Consider the following 18,164-nt stretch of genomic DNA (forward strand, 5'->3'; position numbering starts at 1 on the left):
CTTAAGGTTTTAATCTTGCGCTGCACACTGTTGCTGCCCTGTTTGAGCGGTGCCGCGCTGGCAGCGACGGCTCCTGTTACGCAACAAGAGCAACAGCAATGGCTGCTTCAACAGATGCGTATCGGTGATGCGTTGCAGCGCGAAGACTTGGTTCGCGACTCTTTGGCGCGGTTGAAATTGATTGCCCCGGACAATCTTCAGGTTCTGGTGGGCGAAATACGCCAGGCGTTGGCTGACAAGTCTCAAACGCCGAACAGCGCCTGGATCGAGCAGCGATTGGCTCGCCTGCGCCAGCTGGCCCCGGACTCCGCGCAACTGCGCCAGGCTCAAGCACTGATCAAACTGCAGAGCCAGGACGGTCTGCGCCAGCTGCAGCAGGCTCGGCTATTGGCGGCTGCCGGGCGCTTCGAAGAAGCCAGCCAGGCCTTTGAGCAGCTGTTCGCAAAGGAGCCGCCGGACCTCGCATCGGCGCTTGAATACTGGAGCGCACGCAGCCGCATCAGCGGCGAGCGTGCGGCCGTGATCGGTCATGTGCAGGCGCTGGACCGGGAATACCCAGGCAATACCGCCGTACGACAGATGCTCGTCGGGCTATTGTTCGCCGAGGGTCGCAACGACGATGCCCTGGCCGTGTTGCATCAATTGGCAGCTGATCCCAAGGCCAGCGCCAATGCGGCCGAACGGGAATACAACTACCTGATCAAATTGCCGGTTGGCCCGCAAACGGCGCAGGCATGGCAGGCATTCATTCACTATTACCCGGACTCATCGTTCGCTAAAGACGCCAAGAAGCAGCTGGCGCAGCAACAAGGCTTGTTGGCCGATCCTGCCTGGCAGGCCGGCGTCAAAGCCAAGAGCTTGCTTGAGCAAGACAACGCCCCAGACGCTGCGGCCAAGGCGGCGGCAGCCGAAGGACTGTTACGCCGTGCCTTGAAGGCGTATCCGCAAGACTCAAGCCTTTATGGCGCACTGGGTATCGCGTTGATGCGCCAAAGCAAATATCCGGCGGCACACGAGGCGTTCTCCACGGCGCTGAGCAAGGAGCAGGACACCGATTACATCAGCAAATGGCAGGATCTACAGACTGTCACGCGCAACTGGATGATCCTGCAGAAAGGCGACGACGCCCTGCAACGCAAGGACTATGCGGCGGCGCGTAGCGCGTATCAACAATCGCGAAGCCTCAAGGCTGATTCCGCCGACCCATTGATCGGCCTCGCCAATGTGGCTATGGCCGAGTCCAATGAAATCGAAGCCGAAGCGTTACTGTTACAGGCGCGCAAGATCGAACCGGGCAATGGCAGCGTCGTGCGTGCTCTGGTCCGACTGTATCGTGGCCAGTCAAACGAGCGGGCCGAAGCCTTCCTCAACACCTTGCCCGCCAGCGACCAGCGTGAGTTTTCCAGCCTGCGTCGGAGCATTGAACTTGAGCGGCTGAATTTGCAAGCTGACCTCGCCAGTCAGCATTCGGACTGGGCTCAGTTGGCGTCCCTGCTGAAGAAAATCCGCGTGCTGGAGCCTGACAATCCCTGGACGACCTATCGCCTGGCCGCCGCCGAGATTGCCATGGGGCAACCGCGAGAGGCTGATAAAGCGTTCAGTGAATTACTGGCGCTCCAAAGCCGCAATCCTGAGGCTCGTTACGCCCACGGTCTGTACCTGGCCAACGAGAGCCGCGACAGCGAAGTGCTGGCCACCCTCAGGCAAATCCCGGCCGCCGCATGGACCGATAACATGCGTGAACTGGAAACCCGGATCAAACGTCGGATGTTGATGGCTCAGGTCGAGCAGCTACGCAACGCCGGGCATGAGCCTCAGGCCATTGCATTATTGTTGCGTGACCCGACCGTGGATGATCTTGGCACCCTCGCCGACTGGGCGGCACAGCGTGAAGACTACGCCGAAGCCGAACGTTACTACCGCAAAGTGCTCAAGCTCCAGCCGCAAAATGACGAGGCGCAGTTGGGCTTGATCGAAACGCAGATTGCCACCGGGCACATCCAGCAAGCGCGTGCCGGCCTGGAAAAAATCGTCGTGCCGCCGTCGGCACCTGCGCCCTGGCAACGACGTCTATCCAACGCCTGGTCCGCGGTGGGTGAAAAGGACAAAGCCGCCGCGATGTTCGCCAATCTGCTGAAAACACCACAGACCGATCCGCTGATCTACCGCGATGCGGCGCGTCTGATGGCCAAGGATCAGCCGCAACAGGCACTGGATAATTACGCCCGCAGCATGGCAGCAGCAGGTTTGATTTCACCTGCCCAAGCCAGCCCCCGCGACAACATAGCCATGACCGAGGCCAGTCGCGCCAAGGACAGCGATGAGTGGCTGGCGCGAAGCCTGCGCAGTGATGTCGACGAGCTTTACAAACAGCAGAACCCGACCGTCAATCTTTACCATGACTTCGCTTGGCGCACCGACAACACTGCACCGGGCATCTCCGACCTGACGACGCAGATAACCATTTTGCGTATCGATTCGCCGTTCGCCCAAGGGAAGGGATTCGTCCAGGCTGAACAGGTGGACCTTGACGCCAGCGCCTTCGACACCGACGCCGATGGTTTACACCGGGAACAGTTCGGCACCTGCGCCGTGCAGTACCGGGTTAAGGCGACGGGTACGCCGGTGCCCAATGGCTGCCCCAGCACTTCACTCAGCACCAGCGGGCCAAGCCTCGCTGCGGGCTGGAAAAACGATCAATGGGCGCTCGATCTTGGCCATTCGCCGCAAGGTTTCGAAGTGGGCAACTGGCTGGGTGGTGTCGCGTACAGCAGTGACTGGAGGTCCATTGGCTGGACGTTGACCGCCTCGCGCCGGCCCATGAGCAACTCGGTGGTGTCCTACGCCGGAGCCGTCGATCCGGTGACCGGTACGCGCTGGGGTGGCGTGACCAGCAATGGTGTGACCTTGAGTCTGAGCCATGATGAAGGGGGTGTTGACGGTGTTTGGGCCAGTTTCGGCAGCCATTGGCTGCGCGGCAAGAACGTGGTCGACAATCAGCGTCTTTCAGCCATGACCGGATACTATTACCGACTGGTCGACCGTGCCGACGAGCGCATGCGTACGGGTTTGACCCTTATGTATTGGGGTTACGACAAAGACTTGAGCGAGTACACCCTGGGTCAGGGCGGCTATTACAGTCCACAACAGTATTACTCCATCGGCATACCCTTCAGCTATGCCTGGCGTAATGCCAACTGGTCGACTCTGCTGGAAAGTTCGGTGGGCTGGTCCATCTCAAAAACCGATGGAAGCGATTTGTATCCACTGGACGGTCCGGCGGGCAAGGTATTCAGCCAGGCCGCCGCCGCTGGATTGGAAATCGATCCAGACACGACCATGACCAAGGCCGGAAGCAGCAGCAGCGGCGTGAGTATCCGTGTGCAAGGTTTGGTCGAACGCCGCCTGACCGATCACATGGTCTTGGGCTCGGGGATCTCCTTGCAACACAGCGAAGGCTACGCCCCAAGCCGGGTGATGCTGTACCTGCGTTACACCTTCGATGAATGGCAGGGCAACCTCCCGATGCCGATCGAACCCATAACGCCGTATTCGGACATGCGGTGATGAAGGGAGGTCTCACGGCAGCAACCCCTGGGCTCTAGAAGCGAACGCGTTCACGGTTAAGCTCACCGGGAGCCGTGAGTGACGGGGTCACGGGTATTCGGGGATGTGCGGTGAGCCCTCCATCGGCGCGATGTTGGCTATGCTGCTGACAGCATGATGCTGTTCACTATTGGGGGGGATGATTGATGTTCTACGTGCAACGCAATGCAGAAGGCCACCTGATGCGCGTGGAAGCCGAAGCTTACGCCGAATCCACGGAAACGCTTCCGGCCGACCACCCTGACCTCCAGGCCTGGTTCGCCAGTGAAGTCATGGCCACCAGCCACAAACAACTGCTGCAAATTAAACAGCTCAAGCAACTGAGGCAGAGTGACCTGGAAATGATCCGGGTACTCGATGACTTGATCGAGGTGCTGATCAGCAAAGGCGTGATCCTGGTCACCGATCTGCCAGCGCCGGCGCAGGCCAAATTCATGGACCGCAGCCAGGCCCGTGAGGCCTTGGGTGGGCTGAGTCTTCTGGTTGAGGATGATGAGGAAGGGTTTATCTGACGCTTCGCTGACGTTACTGACGCCATCGCGAGCAAGCTCGCGCCCATCACTGGGCCGTCGCAGGATGCATGAGCAATACAAAAACCTGTGGGAGCGAGCTTGCTCGCGATGGCGGCATCAAAGACGACACAACCCCACGCCCTAAGCCCAAGGCTTGGGCTCTCCGACCAACCGCCCCTGAACCCCATACACACCCATCTCGCGAATCACCGCCAACTCCCCTTCGGTTTCGACACGCTCGGCAATCAACGGCAGATCAATACTGTGGGCGGCACGTTGAACGGCTTCGATAAACAGGCGTTTATCGCTCTCCTGATCGATCGCGCGGATGTAGCTGCCGTCGATTTTCAGATAGGCCAATCCGAGTCTCGCCAGGTTGCCGATCATGCTGAAGCGCCCACCGAAATGTTGCAGGCTCAACGAGAACCCCAGTTCGCGCAAACGCCGCGTCAGGTCTTCGAGATCGGCTTGCTCCGGCAATTGCTCTTCGCCGATTTCCAGGGTCAGTCGTGGCCCCAGACGGGAATGCGAACGTAGCGTCTCGAACAGCGCATTCAACGCTTGCGGATCTTGCAGAGTCGCCAACGACAGGTTCAACGCCAGTGAATGTTCGTGATCGTCCATCTGTTCCAGCACCAGCTCCAACATCAGCCGGTCCAGTCGTGCAGCCCAGCCGAACCGTTCAAGCCATGGCAGGAAACGTCCCGCCGGGATGCTCTGACCCTCATCGTCGATCAAGCGTGAAAGCACTTTGTAATTGAGCACCAACTGTGTGTCCTGACTGGCGACGACCGGTTGGAAATACAGTTTGAATCGCCGCTGATTCAGCGCCTGATCCAGCATCTTATGCCAGGCATGGTGGTCGTCACCGCCCCCGGCCAACGCACTGTGATCGAGGCAGACCCAGTTCGAGTCAGTCTGGCCCTCGGCCTGCGCCAACGCCTGGTCCGCCAGCCCGAGCACGGCTTGCGGGGTATCGCCATGAATAAAGGGTGCCAGGCCGATGGCGGCCACCGAGACCACGTCCGTGGCGCCGGTCGCATGCAGGCTGGCCAGGGCGCTGTCGAGGTGCTGCGCCAGTTGCAGGGCTTCCTCACGCACCAGCCCTGGCGCCAGCACGGCAAATTCGCCGCCTCGGATCCGCGTGACCAGATTTTGCGTTTCCGGGTATCTGGCGCACTCGCGGGACAACTGCTGGCCGACCGCTTGAAGCAACTGATCGGTGCGCTGCCCACCCAGCCGTTGGTTCAAACCCGCCAGGTCCTGAACCCGCAACAGCAGCAAATAACCGGAACTGGCCTGTTCGGGATTGCTCACCCGTGCGTTCAATTGCATCTCAAAATAACGTCGATTGGCCAGTCCGGTCAGGCTGTCCTGATAGGACTCGATTCGCAGTTTTTCACTGCGTTCGGCCTGTTCCTGAAACAACGCCTTGAGCTTCTCGACCATCTGGTTCATGGCCAATACCACTCGACGCAATTCCGGCGTGCGCGGTAATTCCGGCAGGCTGAGAAACTCGCGACGGGCAATGGCGTGGGACTGCTGGACCATGTAATCCAGCGGCTTCAATTGCCGACGCAGCAACAGCGCGCCCAATACCGCGCTGACCACGCCACAACCCAGCAACCACCCCAGGCTGCCCAATGCGCTCTGCCACAGTTTGGCCAGTGCGAACATCGGGTGACTGATCACCTCGACCCGCGCGGCCTGCTCCCACCCACGACTGACAATCGCATCGCCGCCAGCGGGTTCCAGGCCAATGAGTTTGACGAACCAGTCCGGCACATGGGTATCGGCCGGAATGCCGCTGCGTTCGACCAGGATTTTATCGCTGGATATATCGACCACTCGGATGCTCGCGTAATAACCGCTGTCGAAGATCGAGCTGACCAGTAACTCGGTCATCGCCGGGTCGTCGATGTTCGGCGTCAGGGACAGCGCCAGCGCCGTCGCAGCGTCCTGCGCGTGGGAGCGCAGTTGATTGACGTATTGGGTGCGCGAGCTCTCCAGGCTGACCACGAAGTTGCCGGTGAAGGCGACGACTAGAAACAGACAGATAGCGATCAACAGCTGTTTGAACAAAGACATCTGTGGGCGTGCTCCTAGTGGGTCGTCTCGACCGGGAATCCTTCGGCCTGCATTTTTTTCAGCACATCCTGCCATCGGGACAGACGTTTGGTGTCACCAACCATCTGATTACCCTTGGCACCCGGTAACCACAACCCTTCGGCATTGAAAGAGTAGACCGGCAGCAAGTCCTTTCGTTGGCTGGCCGGCCTGATCACGTCGATCAGGCTGTCGAGCACCAGCGGCTCGGCGTCCGGGCTGGAGTAGTAGGTCAGCACCATGTGCGCGCGATTCAGGCTCAACGCCTTTACGTAGGTGATGCGCAGCTTGTCACTGGAGACGCCGAGGTGGCGCAGGCTGAAATACTTGGCGATCGCGTAATCTTCGCAATCGCCGGCGCCCTTCCACAGGGCTTCGATGGGCGTTTCCCAGTAATCGACCTGGTGCCACAGGTCGATGTCCTCGACGTAGCGCACTTGTTTGTTGAAAAAGCGGTTGACCACATTGAGCTTGTCCAGCTCGCCGACCTGCTTCTGGGTGGCCAACAAGTGTTGCCAATCATCAATGCGCTGCTGACCTTCGCCCAAAGGGCCGTACAATGCCCGCGCCCGACCGCTGATCAGGGAAAAATCCCAATCGGCATGCACCCCGCCCAGCAGCACGCCGGCCAGGAGCAAGGCGCCGCACAGGCAGCGCAATATCCGGGAGATCGGGAAACGTACCGCCAATGCAAGGCATCCAGGGTAGTCAGGTGAACGTCGGTTGATGGTGTCGGTTCGCCCGTTAAAAAACAATGGCACGCTGAGATCAACGACCACGCGCTAGACTATGACAAAGCCTCCTATGTTGGGCGTTTGACAACCTGTCCGGCAGTCACTAGTGTCAGTTGGATCCAAAAACCTCAATCAATCAGGGTGCGTAGTAGTGACACAAAAGCCCAACCCTCTCGGCAGTATCAAGGTCAACGGGCCGATTCCCGCTCATCTGGCACGCTCAGTGATAGAACAAACCCTGCGCTCAGCCATTCTCGACGGTCGTATTCCCTGCGGTACGGCCTTGCGCCAGCAAGACCTCGCCGACTTGTTTGGCGTCAGCCGCATGCCGGTTCGCGAAGCCCTGCGCCAACTCGAAGCCCAGGCACTGCTCAACGTGGTCGCCCATAAAGGCGCGGTCGTTGCGCCGCTGGTGCAGGGCGACGCCGCTGAAACCTATGCACTGCGGATCCTGCTGGAGTCCGAAGCGCTGCGCTTGTCGATTCCCTTGCTCGAAGACGAGGATCTCGCCCAGGCTTGCCGCTACATCGACGAGTTGGAAACGGAAACTGACTACACCGAAATCGGTCGACTCAATCGCTTGTTCCATATGTCGCTCTACAGCAAGGCCCCCAATCGCCGGCTGTTGACACTGGTCGAAGACGGCTTAAACGAAGAAGAGCGTTTCCTGCGCTTCAATCTGGAAGCCATGGGCCTGGGCCAGTTATCCCAGGAAGATCACCGGGCGCTGCTGCGGGCCGCCGAAGACCGGGACGTCGAAAGGTCGGTAACGTTGCTGGAAAACCACCTCAATCGTGGGGTCGAGGTCATTACTCGCTACCTGGGCAGCCTTGAAGCCCAGAACATAAAAACCTCCAAGTGACACCAATCGGCCTGTGACGAGGGAACTTGCTCTCGCCGGGCTGCGCAGCGGCCACAAAATCTGCACACGGTTTCTTTAGTACCTGAAAGCGAACGATCCCCCTACAAATTTCCCGCCTCTACCTTCCTTTCCCATCCGCACACCTCGGTGATAGCGGCTGCCTTGAATTACGCTCACTCTTGGGTCGACAACGAACGATGACCGCGGCGCGGTCCTCGCACCAGAAACCTACGGAAGGAGCCTTGCCACGGGAGCGGAAGAGTCGGTGTCACCCCCGACACATCTCCCTTAGTCAAATCACCTCACCCCTTCAAATCAGAAAGTTGCTTCGAGTGAGGCATTCACTCTTCATTTAAATTCTGACTTATATAAGACGGAAGGAGCAACGACATGCCAATAAAACTTATATAAGAAGTTTTATTGAAACTACTCGCACTCGAGAAAGTTTAACTTTAAAAACCCAACAAAATAACTTGCCCAACACTTAATTTATGTACTAGTTTTTTCCACGCCGCCCATGCACGCCGACGGCAGCACCATATAACGCTGGTCCAAATGCAACTAAACAGATCAATTCATTTGAGGTACGCCCTCGCCAACAGAAAAACAATATCAACAGTTAGTGCACAACTACAGTCCATCTGACTATTTAGAGGTTCGCCCATGAAACCAACTAAAGACCGTCTCAACCAGAAGAAAGCCGAGCTTGGTTCACACCCGATTTTCTCGGAAATACATTCACTGTCTGTATTGCAACGCTTCATGGAAACCCATGTGTTTGCCGTGTGGGACTTCATGTCCCTGACCAAGCGTCTACAGCAAGAATTGACGTGCATCCAGCTGCCGTGGCTGCCGCCGCAAGATCCACAGGCCGCTCGGTTAATCAATGAGATCGTGTTGGGCGAAGAGTCGGACGACCGCCCGGTCCATGGTCACTACAGCCATTTCGAACTGTATCTGGATGCGATGCGTGAAGTCGGCGCCAGCACCTCCGCCATCGAGCACTTCGTCGCGCTGCAACAAGAAGGCGTGAGTTACGACGTGGCGTTGCAAAGCGTGAACGTCGATCCAGCGGCGGCTCGGTTTGTACGCCATACGCTGCACACCGCGCTACATGCGCCAGGCCATAGCGTGGCGGCAGCGTTTCTACACGGCCGCGAGAGCGTCATTCCGCAGATGTTCCAGCGCATTCTCGACGATTGGGGCATCGGCATCGAACAGGCGCCGACCTTCCGCTATTACCTCCAACGACACATTGAAGTCGACTCCGAAGACCACGGCCCGGCCGCGGAAAAACTCCTCGCCCGGCTGGTCGATGGTGATCCGCAACGGCAGGAAGACGTGTATGCCAGCGCCATCGCCGCGGTGGAAAGCCGAATCGCTCTGTGGGACGGCCTGCGCCTGAGCATGAGCGAACACCTCGCGCAGGTGAACGCATGAACGCCGCCGACTACCAGTCTTTCGCCGACGCGTGGGAAAGCCGCGCGACCATTCGCACCCGTCCGCGTCGCGTGCTGGAGAACGACGACAAACTGATCTTCCCATTAAGCCGCCAACCGCTGGTGCTCAGTGATAGTTTCCAGCGTGCGTGCCCGGAACAGCGCGACTTCGCCCTGGTGCAGACGCTCTACAAATTCATCAACGACGTGGTGATTTTCGAAACCGAGATCGTCGACAAGACCGCCCGCAGCATCGCCAAGAATCGCTTCGACGTGGCCTTCCCGTTCGCCTGCCGTTATGACGCCATGACTGTCGTTGTGGACGAGGATTACCACGCGCTGGTGGCGATGGATTTCATGCAGCAGACGGTCGCCATGACCGGCATTGCCCCCATCGAACTGCCGGGCGAAATCGAGCTGAGCCGCGCAATCCCGACGGCCGTGGCACTCGCGCCGCAGCACCTGCGTGGCGCTGTGGAGCTGATCTGCGTGGCCATCGCCGAAAACACCGTGACCGGCGATGTGGCGGCCTTCGCCAAGGACGATACGGTCAAGCAGTCGATCAAGGGCTTGATGGCCGATCACTTGTTGGACGAAGGCCGGCACTCCGGTTTCTGGTCGCGGATGGTGCGCATCTACTGGCACACCGCGAGCGAAGAAGACCGCCAATGCATCGCACGGATCCTGCCGGTGTTCATCGGCCACTACCTGACCAACGACATCCAGAAGTCCTTCGACTTCCGGTTGATCGATGCCTTGCGAATCAGCGACACGGCGCGGCACGCCCTCAAGCGTGAAGTGTCGGGGCTGGCCTTCCCGATCAATCGCCATCACCCGTTGGTGACCAACATCGTGCGGTTCTTCCACAGCAGTTCGCTGCTGGATTCGCCGTGCGTGCAACGCGCCTTGAGTGACTACCTGATTTGAGGAGGAGCCAACATGAGACGTCTCGACATATTGCTCGTTGGACACAGCCAGGCCCTGACCGACCTGGCGCTGGAACTCGAACAACACGGTCATGTACTGACGCGGGTAAAGGACGGCGATGCGCTGATGCCAAAGCCCGTGGACTTGTTGATCGACGATGCCACATTGACGGTTCAGCGCTTCGAGGATGTACCGCGACTGACGCTGCAACTGGGCATCGGTTTGCCGGGCGCTTCCGGGCTGCCGTCGCTGGATTTGCTGTGCCTGCACGATTGCGCGCTGGTCAGCCGTGTCCCGATGGCCGATGAACCCTCGGGCAATGGCCAGTCCTTGCGCCTGCGCGCAGTAGCGGAACTGGTGGATCACGTGGCGCTGCTGGTCAGCCGCTTCTCCAGGGACGCCGACTGTTTTTTGCTGGCCGGTCCCACCCCTTCGGCGTCATTCGAGCGCGTGGAAAGTCTGCTGTTTCTCGAGAGCCTGGCATTTGTGCATCGGCTCAATGCCACCGATGAACCGCGCCTGCTGCAATTGGCACAGACGCCAATGATCGAGCGGCTGGAGCAGCGATTGACTCGGTCTGCCGATCGCCCTGCGCTGAACATTGCCGGCACATCAATCGACTACGGCCAACTGCATAACCACAGCCGAGCCATCGCCCAGCGTTTGCAACCGCTGCTGGCCCGGCATCCAGGCCCCATTGTGGTGGGCATCTGCCTGCCCAAATGCAGCGCGTTGTACGCGGGAATTCTGGCGATCCTCGGTTGCGGCGCAGTGTATCTGCCACTGGAGCCGAGCCATCCGTTACAGCGTCAGCAATACATCCTGTCGAACGCCGGCGCGGTCTTACTGCTGCATGACGGGCAACATCCGCTCTCATCAGAAATGCCGGGGCTGGACATTACCCTTATCGACGTCGATGAGGCGGATCCCGATCAACCGCTGATGCACCAACGCCCCAATCTCGACGCACCGTGCATGGCGCTCTACACGTCGGGCACGACGGGTCACCCCAAGGGCGTGCTGCTCAGCCAGGCCAATCTCGCCCACTTCACGGCGTGGTACGCCGACTATGTGCAGCTGACCGGGCAAAGTCGGGTGCTGCAGTTTTCGTCGCTGAGTTTCGACTCTTCGTTAATCGATATTTTCCCGACCCTGCTGCAAGGTGCCGAGTTGATCGTGCCCAGCGAGGACCAGCGTTGCGACACACTGCAATTGGTTGAGTTGATCCGCCATCAACGTCTGAGCCACGCCTTTTTGCCGCCGGCCTTGCTGAGCATCCTGCCGCTGGAGCAACTGCAAGACCTCGATCACGTGATGACCGGCGGCGATGTCTGCGAGCCCTGGGTCATCCAGCAACTGACCCGCCAAGGCACGCTCTACAACCTGTACGGCCCCACCGAAGCCACGGTGCTGATTACTGCGCGACGACTGCGGACCGGCGATAACAATCGGTCGCTGGGCGGCCCGATCGCCAACAGTCGGGTGCTGATTCTCGATGAAGACTTGCAGCCTGTTAGCGAACAGACCGTTGGCGAGTTGTTCATCGTCGGGCCGGGTGTTTGCCTGGGTTACCTGAATAATCCGCAGCAGACCGCCGAACGTTATCTGAGCTTGAGCCTGCCCGATGGCCAAAGCCTGCGTGCCTACCGAACCGGCGACATGGCGAAATGGACCCCTGAGGGGGTCGAGCTGTGCGGACGGCGTGATAATCAAGTGAAAATTCGCGGCTTCCGGGTCGAGCCGGAGGAAATCGAACGCTGCCTGCGCGACAGTCAGTTGTACCGGCAGGTGGCGGTGGTCATCGACGCCCAGCGACGGATTCTGGCCTTCCTCGCCCAGCCTCAGGAAGATCGAATCGGTGCCGCTCGCCAAGCACTAAAGACCCATGCGGCGCAGCACTTGCCGGACTACATGCAACCCATCGCCTGGACCGAAATGGCGAGCATGCCGTACGCCAGCAACGGCAAAATCGATCGCAAGGCACTGCTGGAACTGCCGATCACCGTCAGCGAAAGCACCTCGCGACGCTTGCCTGTCAGTGCCGATGAAGCGCTGTTGCTGCAGATCTGGGCCGAGCTGTTGGAGTTGCCGAGCAGCGATATTTCCACCGACGAAAGCTTCTTCAATCTGGGCGGTCACTCGATCCTGCTGTCGCGCATGCTCCTGCGTTTACGCGAGGAGTTCGGTCGCAGCATTTCGATCAACCGCTTCATCGAGCTGCCCACCATCACCAAGCTGGCGACGCTGGTTCGCGGCTCCGGTAGCGAAGAGGTGTTGAGCCCGCAAGCCATGGCCGATGTCCTGCGCGAACTGGAGGTGCAGCCATTGCCCGCCAACCGCCTGGGTGATGTGCATAAAGTCATCGTCACCGGTGCCAACAGTTTTGTCGGGGTCCATATTGTCGAAGCGCTGCTGGCGTGGGGTGCCAGTGAAGTCGCATGCCTGGTGCGCGACAGCGATGGGCAACCGGCTGCCGAACGGTTTGCCCATGCGCTACGGGAAAACCGTCTGGAGCATTTGGACCTGAGTCGGGTACGGGTATACGCAGCGGACATCACACGTCCCCAACTGGGGCTGGCCGCTGATGTATATGAGCGGCTGGATCGAGAGTTCGGTGCATTGGTGCACAACGCCGCCAACGTCAATCACGTGCTCGATTACGAGTCGTTGGCGCGGGATAACGTCGAGCCGATTTTCGAGTGCCTGCGCCTGTGCGAAGGGCGTAGCAAAAAGATCTTCAACTTCGTCTCGACGCTTTCGGCCTCCAGCACCATCTCCGCCGAAGGTCGGGTGCTTGAGTTACCCGCGGCACATACCCCGCCGATCTACATCAAGAATGGCTACAACCTGTCCAAGTGGGTCGGTGAACGGATTCTTGAACGCGCGCGGGAGCGCGGGGTATGGGTCAATCTCTATCGCCCCGGCAACATCAGTTTCAACAGCGCCACAGGCGTGTGCCAGCCGCACAAGAACCGTTTGATGCTGATGCTCAAGGGGTCGATCCAGCTCGGGCAGGTGCCGGCATTCGCGCTGAATTTCGACCTGATGCCGGTGGATTTTCTCGCCCGTTTTATCGCCTTTCATGCCAGCCGTTATCAGCCGCAAAGGCCGGTGTTCAACCTGCACAACCCCGAACCGCTGGATTGGGGCACCTACGTTGCCTCCTTTCGCGAAGCGGGTCGCGAATTTTCCCTGGTCAGTGTCACCGATTGGCAGCAACAACTGGGTCGGGTCGACAGCGACAACGCGTTGTTCGGGGTGTTGGGTTTCTACCTCAACGGCTTCGAGGAAGACATCGGCGACATCTCCATGATCGGCCATGACAACGCCAAGGCTGGCGTTCGGCAAATGGGCGCGTGTTACCCGGAAAAGTCCCCTGCACTGCTGCGACGCGGTTGCGACTACCTCAAAGAAATCAATTTCATCTGATCCATCCCAACCAAGAACGGAGAAAAACCATGAGCACTCTGCAACCCGACACCCTGATCAAAAACCCGCAAGGCTGCCAGGTGGTGTCCTCGGTGGAAGTACCAGTCGATGCCGCAAAAGTCTGGGCCGTGGTCGGCAACTTCGCCGGCTTCGATCAATTCATCCCGGCGCTGTCGCACATCGAGATGACCGGCGAGGGCGTGTCGTCCCTACGCAAGAAGTTCTTCAGGGACGGCAACCTGGTGGTCGAGCAACTCAACTCCCGAGACGACCAGGCTCTGAGCATGACTTGGACCACGATTTACAACACCTTGGGCGTGGCCAATTTGTGGGCGGCCATGAACGTGGAATCACTCGGAGCAGGTCAATCGCGGGCCACTTGGACGATCATTGCCGAACCCGCCCAGGGTGGTGCTGATGCGCTACCTGGGTTCAAGGATTTCGTTCAGGGCTTTGCCGATGATGCGATGAATAATGTGTTGAAGGTGTTTGCATAAGGCTGGGCTTGCTTCTCTGCCAGCCGACCACTTCGGTTGCTGCTACAAAGCCAGCCTCTGAGTCCAGGGGCTGGCTTTTTTGTGGCTGATGATTTTTGACTGGTCCAGAACGACAAAACCCCTACCTGCATCTGCAGATAGGGGTTTCGGAATTTAATCTTGACGATGACCTACTCTCACATGGGGAAACCCCACACTACCATCGGCGATGCATCGTTTCACTGCTGAGTTCGGGATGGGATCAGGTGGTTCCAATGCTCTATGGTCGTCAAGAAATTCTGTGTGCCGGTCCGCCTGTAATGACGTGCCAACGAATTCTTGATGCTTCTACTCTTAAAGACAAAACCCCTACCTGCATGCGCAGATAGGGGTTTTGGAATTTAATCTTGACGATGACCTACTCTCACATGGGGAAACCCCACACTACCATCGGCGATGCATCGTTTCACTGCTGAGTTCGGGATGGGATCAGGTGGTTCCAATGCTCTATGGTCGTCAAGAAATTCGGGTACCGAACCGTCTTTCGACGCTTCAGCAAATTGGGTATGCGATAGTTTGTGCGGCTTTTGTGAATGGTTGCGAACTTTCGGTTCATTGCGTCTTCACACACCGCAATCTGGTGCCTTTTCAGGTCAGCAAATTGCTTGGGTGTTATATGGTCAAGCCTCACGGGCAATTAGTATTGGTTAGCTCAACGCCTCACAGCGCTTACACACCCAACCTATCAACGTCGTAGTCTTCGACGGCCCTTCAGGGGACTCAAGGTCCCAGTGAGATCTCATCTTGAGGCTAGTTTCCCGCTTAGATGCTTTCAGCGGTTATCTATTCCGAACATAGCTACCCGGCAATGCCACTGGCGTGACAACCGGAACACCAGAGGTTCGTCCACTCCGGTCCTCTCGTACTAGGAGCAGCCCCTCTCAAATCTCAAACGTCCACGGCAGATAGGGACCGAACTGTCTCACGACGTTCTAAACCCAGCTCGCGTACCACTTTAAATGGCGAACAGCCATACCCTTGGGACCGGCTTCAGCCCCAGGATGTGATGAGCCGACATCGAGGTGCCAAACACCGCCGTCGATATGAACTCTTGGGCGGTATCAGCCTGTTATCCCCGGAGTACCTTTTATCCGTTGAGCGATGGCCCTTCCATACAGAACCACCGGATCACTAAGACCTACTTTCGTACCTGCTCGACGTGTCTGTCTCGCAGTCAAGCGCGCTTTTGCCTTTATACTCTACGACCGATTTCCGACCGGTCTGAGCGCACCTTCGTACTCCTCCGTTACTCTTTAGGAGGAGACCGCCCCAGTCAAACTACCCACCATACACTGTCCTCGATCCGGATAACGGACCTGAGTTAGAACCTCAAAGTTGCCAGGGTGGTATTTCAAGGATGGCTCCACGCGAACTGGCGTCCACGCTTCAAAGCCTCCCACCTATCCTACACAAGCAAATTCAAAGTCCAGTGCAAAGCTATAGTAAAGGTTCACGGGGTCTTTCCGTCTAGCCGCGGATACACTGCATCTTCACAGCGATTTCAATTTCACTGAGTCTCGGGTGGAGACAGCGCCGCCATCGTTACGCCATTCGTGCAGGTCGGAACTTACCCGACAAGGAATTTCGCTACCTTAGGACCGTTATAGTTACGGCCGCCGTTTACCGGGGCTTCGATCAAGAGCTTCGCGTTAGCTAACCCCATCAATTAACCTTCCGGCACCGGGCAGGCGTCACACCCTATACGTCCACTTTCGTGTTTGCAGAGTGCTGTGTTTTTAATAAACAGTCGCAGCGGCCTGGTATCTTCGACCGGCGTGGGCTTACGCAGCAAGTGCTTCACCCTCACCGGCGCACCTTCTCCCGAAGTTACGGTGCCATTTTGCCTAGTTCCTTCACCCGAGTTCTCTCAAGCGCCTTGGTATTCTCTACCCAACCACCTGTGTCGGTTTGGGGTACGGTTCCTGGTTACCTGAAGCTTAGAAGCTTTTCTTGGAAGCATGGCATCAACCACTTCGTGTTCTAAAAGAACACTCGTCATCAGCTCTCGGCCTTAGAATCCCGGATTTACCTAAGATTCCAGCCTACCACCTTAAACTTGGACAACCAACGCCAAGCTGGCCTAGCCTTCTCCGTCCCTCCATCGCAATAACCAGAAGTACAGGAATATTAACCTGTTTTCCATCGACTACGCTTTTCAGCCTCGCCTTAGGGACCGACTAACCCTGCGTCGATTAACGTTGCGCAGGAAACCTTGGTCTTTCGGCGTGGGTGTTTTTCACACCCATTGTCGTTACTCATGTCAGCATTCGCACTTCTGATACCTCCAGCAAGCTTCTCAACTCACCTTCACAGGCTTACAGAACGCTCCTCTACCGCATCACCTAAGTGATACCCGTAGCTTCGGTGTATGGTTTGAGCCCCGTTACATCTTCCGCGCAGGCCGACTCGACTAGTGAGCTATTACGCTTTCTTTAAAGGGTGGCTGCTTCTAAGCCAACCTCCTAGCTGTCTAAGCCTTCCCACATCGTTTCCCACTTAACCATAACTTTGGGACCTTAGCTGACGGTCTGGGTTGTTTCCCTTTTCACGACGGACGTTAGCACCCGCCGTGTGTCTCCCATGCTCGGCACTTGTAGGTATTCGGAGTTTGCATCGGTTTGGTAAGTCGGGATGACCCCCTAGCCGAAACAGTGCTCTACCCCCTACAGTGATACATGAGGCGCTACCTAAATAGCTTTCGAGGAGAACCAGCTATCTCCGAGCTTGATTAGCCTTTCACTCCGATCCACAGGTCATCCGCTAACTTTTCAACGGTAGTCGGTTCGGTCCTCCAGTCAGTGTTACCTAACCTTCAACCTGCCCATGGATAGATCGCCCGGTTTCGGGTCTATTCCCAGCGACTAGACGCCCTATTAAGACTCGCTTTCGCTACGCCTCCCCTATTCGGTTAAGCTCGCCACTGAAAATAAGTCGCTGACCCATTATACAAAAGGTACGCAGTCACAGAACAAAGTCTGCTCCCACTGCTTGTACGCATACGGTTTCAGGATCTATTTCACTCCCCTCTCCGGGGTTCTTTTCGCCTTTCCCTCACGGTACTAGTTCACTATCGGTCAGTCAGTAGTATTTAGCCTTGGAGGATGGTCCCCCCATATTCAGACAAAGTTTCTCGTGCTCCGTCCTACTCGATTTCATGACTAAGAGATTTTCGCGTACAGGGCTATCACCCACTATGGCCGCACTTTCCAGAGCGTTCCGCTAATCTCAAAGCCACTTAAGGGCTAGTCCCCGTTCGCTCGCCACTACTAAGGGAATCTCGGTTGATTTCTTTTCCTCAGGGTACTTAGATGTTTCAGTTCCCCTGGTTCGCCTCTTAAGCCTATGTATTCAGCTTAAGATAACCATCTTATGATGGCTGGGTTCCCCCATTCAGACATCTCCGGATCAAAGTCTGTTTGCCGACTCCCCGAAGCTTTTCGCAGGCTACCACGTCTTTCATCGCCTCTGACTGCCAAGGCATCCACCGTATGCGCTTCTTCACTTGACCATATAACCCCAAGCAATCTGGTTATACTGTGAAGACGACATTCGCCGAAAATTCGCGCCGCTCAATAAAGAGCAACTCACAAATTTTACCTTAGCCTGATCCGTTACCAGTGAAAGTAACGTTCAGTCTATCTTTCTATCACATACCCAAATTTTTAAAGAACGATCTAGCCAAAGACTAGAAATCAACATTCACCATCCTTCGACGGAATGCTCATTTCTAAGCTTTCAAACTTCAGAAGCAGTAGTGGTGGAGCCAAACGGGATCGAACCGTTGACCTCCTGCGTGCAAGGCAGGCGCTCTCCCAGCTGAGCTATGGCCCCGTATCTCTACAGGTTTCCCACACAAAATTGGTGGGTCTGGGCAGATTCGAACTGCCGACCTCACCCTTATCAGGGGTGCGCTCTAACCAACTGAGCTACAGACCCAATTTCGGGCTGCTTCTATCGTCTTCTTCAATGAATCAAGCAATTCGTGTGGGAACTTATGGAGCAGCTGAGTCGTC

General features: G+C 57.4%; 9 protein-coding genes, 2 tRNA genes and 3 rRNA genes. 7 read left to right on the forward strand and 7 right to left on the reverse strand.

The window, feature by feature from the left end:
* Positions 1 to 15: 15 nt before the first annotated feature.
* Complete coding sequence (bcsC, locus tag BLV61_RS14575) at positions 16 to 3,567, forward strand: cellulose synthase complex outer membrane protein BcsC (protein WP_341865086.1); 3,552 nt, start codon at positions 16 to 18, stop codon at positions 3,565 to 3,567.
* 185 nt (positions 3,568 to 3,752) lie between these two features.
* Entirely contained in the window at positions 3,753 to 4,118 is a 366-nt protein-coding gene (locus BLV61_RS14580) for a hypothetical protein (RefSeq protein ID WP_047535976.1), read from the forward strand.
* 141 nt (positions 4,119 to 4,259) lie between these two features.
* Here the strand turns inward: BLV61_RS14580 and lapD are convergent, their stop codons facing one another.
* Both lapD and lapG read right to left on the reverse strand, forming a co-directional pair.
* Complete coding sequence (gene lapD / locus BLV61_RS14585; protein ID WP_090466023.1) at positions 4,260 to 6,206, reverse strand: cyclic di-GMP receptor LapD; 1,947 nt, start codon at positions 6,204 to 6,206, stop codon at positions 4,260 to 4,262.
* A gap of 14 nt (positions 6,207 to 6,220) precedes the next feature.
* Entirely contained in the window at positions 6,221 to 6,913 is a 693-nt protein-coding gene (gene lapG / locus BLV61_RS14590; protein WP_090466026.1) for a cysteine protease LapG, read from the reverse strand.
* Positions 6,914 to 7,109: 196 nt separating this feature from the next.
* On the opposite strand from lapG, the gene BLV61_RS14595 reads away from it, so the two are divergent.
* The 5 genes from BLV61_RS14595 to BLV61_RS14615 all read left to right on the forward strand — a co-directional run bounded on the left by BLV61_RS14595 (position 7,110) and on the right by BLV61_RS14615 (position 14,112).
* The gene (locus BLV61_RS14595) at positions 7,110 to 7,820 is read left to right on the forward strand and encodes a GntR family transcriptional regulator (RefSeq protein WP_047535967.1); all 711 of its coding nucleotides are present in this window, start codon (positions 7,110 to 7,112) and stop codon (positions 7,818 to 7,820) included.
* Positions 7,821 to 8,483: 663 nt separating this feature from the next.
* Positions 8,484 to 9,260 (forward strand): DUF3050 domain-containing protein, encoded by a 777-nt coding sequence (locus BLV61_RS14600; protein ID WP_047535964.1) that lies wholly within the window; start codon positions 8,484 to 8,486, stop codon positions 9,258 to 9,260.
* Positions 9,257 to 10,186, forward strand: a complete 930-nt coding sequence (locus tag BLV61_RS14605) for a diiron oxygenase (protein WP_090466029.1) — start codon at positions 9,257 to 9,259, stop codon at positions 10,184 to 10,186. Before BLV61_RS14600 ends, BLV61_RS14605 begins: the two co-directional genes overlap by 4 nt.
* Before the next feature lie 12 nt (positions 10,187 to 10,198).
* Positions 10,199 to 13,615: a non-ribosomal peptide synthetase gene (locus tag BLV61_RS14610; RefSeq protein WP_090466036.1), complete on the forward strand. Its 3,417-nt coding sequence runs from the start codon at positions 10,199 to 10,201 to the stop codon at positions 13,613 to 13,615.
* A 29-nt stretch (positions 13,616 to 13,644) separates the two neighbouring features.
* A complete protein-coding gene (locus tag BLV61_RS14615) occupies positions 13,645 to 14,112 on the forward strand; it encodes an SRPBCC family protein (protein ID WP_090466039.1) in 468 nt (155 codons plus the stop codon).
* A 157-nt stretch (positions 14,113 to 14,269) separates the two neighbouring features.
* Here BLV61_RS14615 and rrf (BLV61_RS14620) read toward each other — a convergent pair.
* The 5 genes from rrf (BLV61_RS14620) to BLV61_RS14640 form a co-directional block, all read right to left on the reverse strand.
* Positions 14,270 to 14,385, reverse strand: a 5S ribosomal RNA gene (gene rrf, locus BLV61_RS14620).
* A 111-nt stretch (positions 14,386 to 14,496) separates the two neighbouring features.
* A 5S ribosomal RNA gene (rrf, locus tag BLV61_RS14625) occupies positions 14,497 to 14,612 on the reverse strand.
* 155 nt (positions 14,613 to 14,767) lie between these two features.
* A 23S ribosomal RNA gene (locus BLV61_RS14630) occupies positions 14,768 to 17,659 on the reverse strand.
* 247 nt (positions 17,660 to 17,906) lie between these two features.
* Positions 17,907 to 17,982, reverse strand: a tRNA-Ala gene (locus BLV61_RS14635).
* A gap of 28 nt (positions 17,983 to 18,010) precedes the next feature.
* Positions 18,011 to 18,087 (reverse strand) — tRNA-Ile (locus BLV61_RS14640).
* Between the last annotated feature and the right edge of the window lie 77 nt (positions 18,088 to 18,164).

Origin of the sequence: Pseudomonas mohnii (genome assembly GCF_900105115.1) — a bacterium.
Lineage (GTDB): Bacteria > Pseudomonadota > Gammaproteobacteria > Pseudomonadales > Pseudomonadaceae > Aquipseudomonas > Aquipseudomonas mohnii.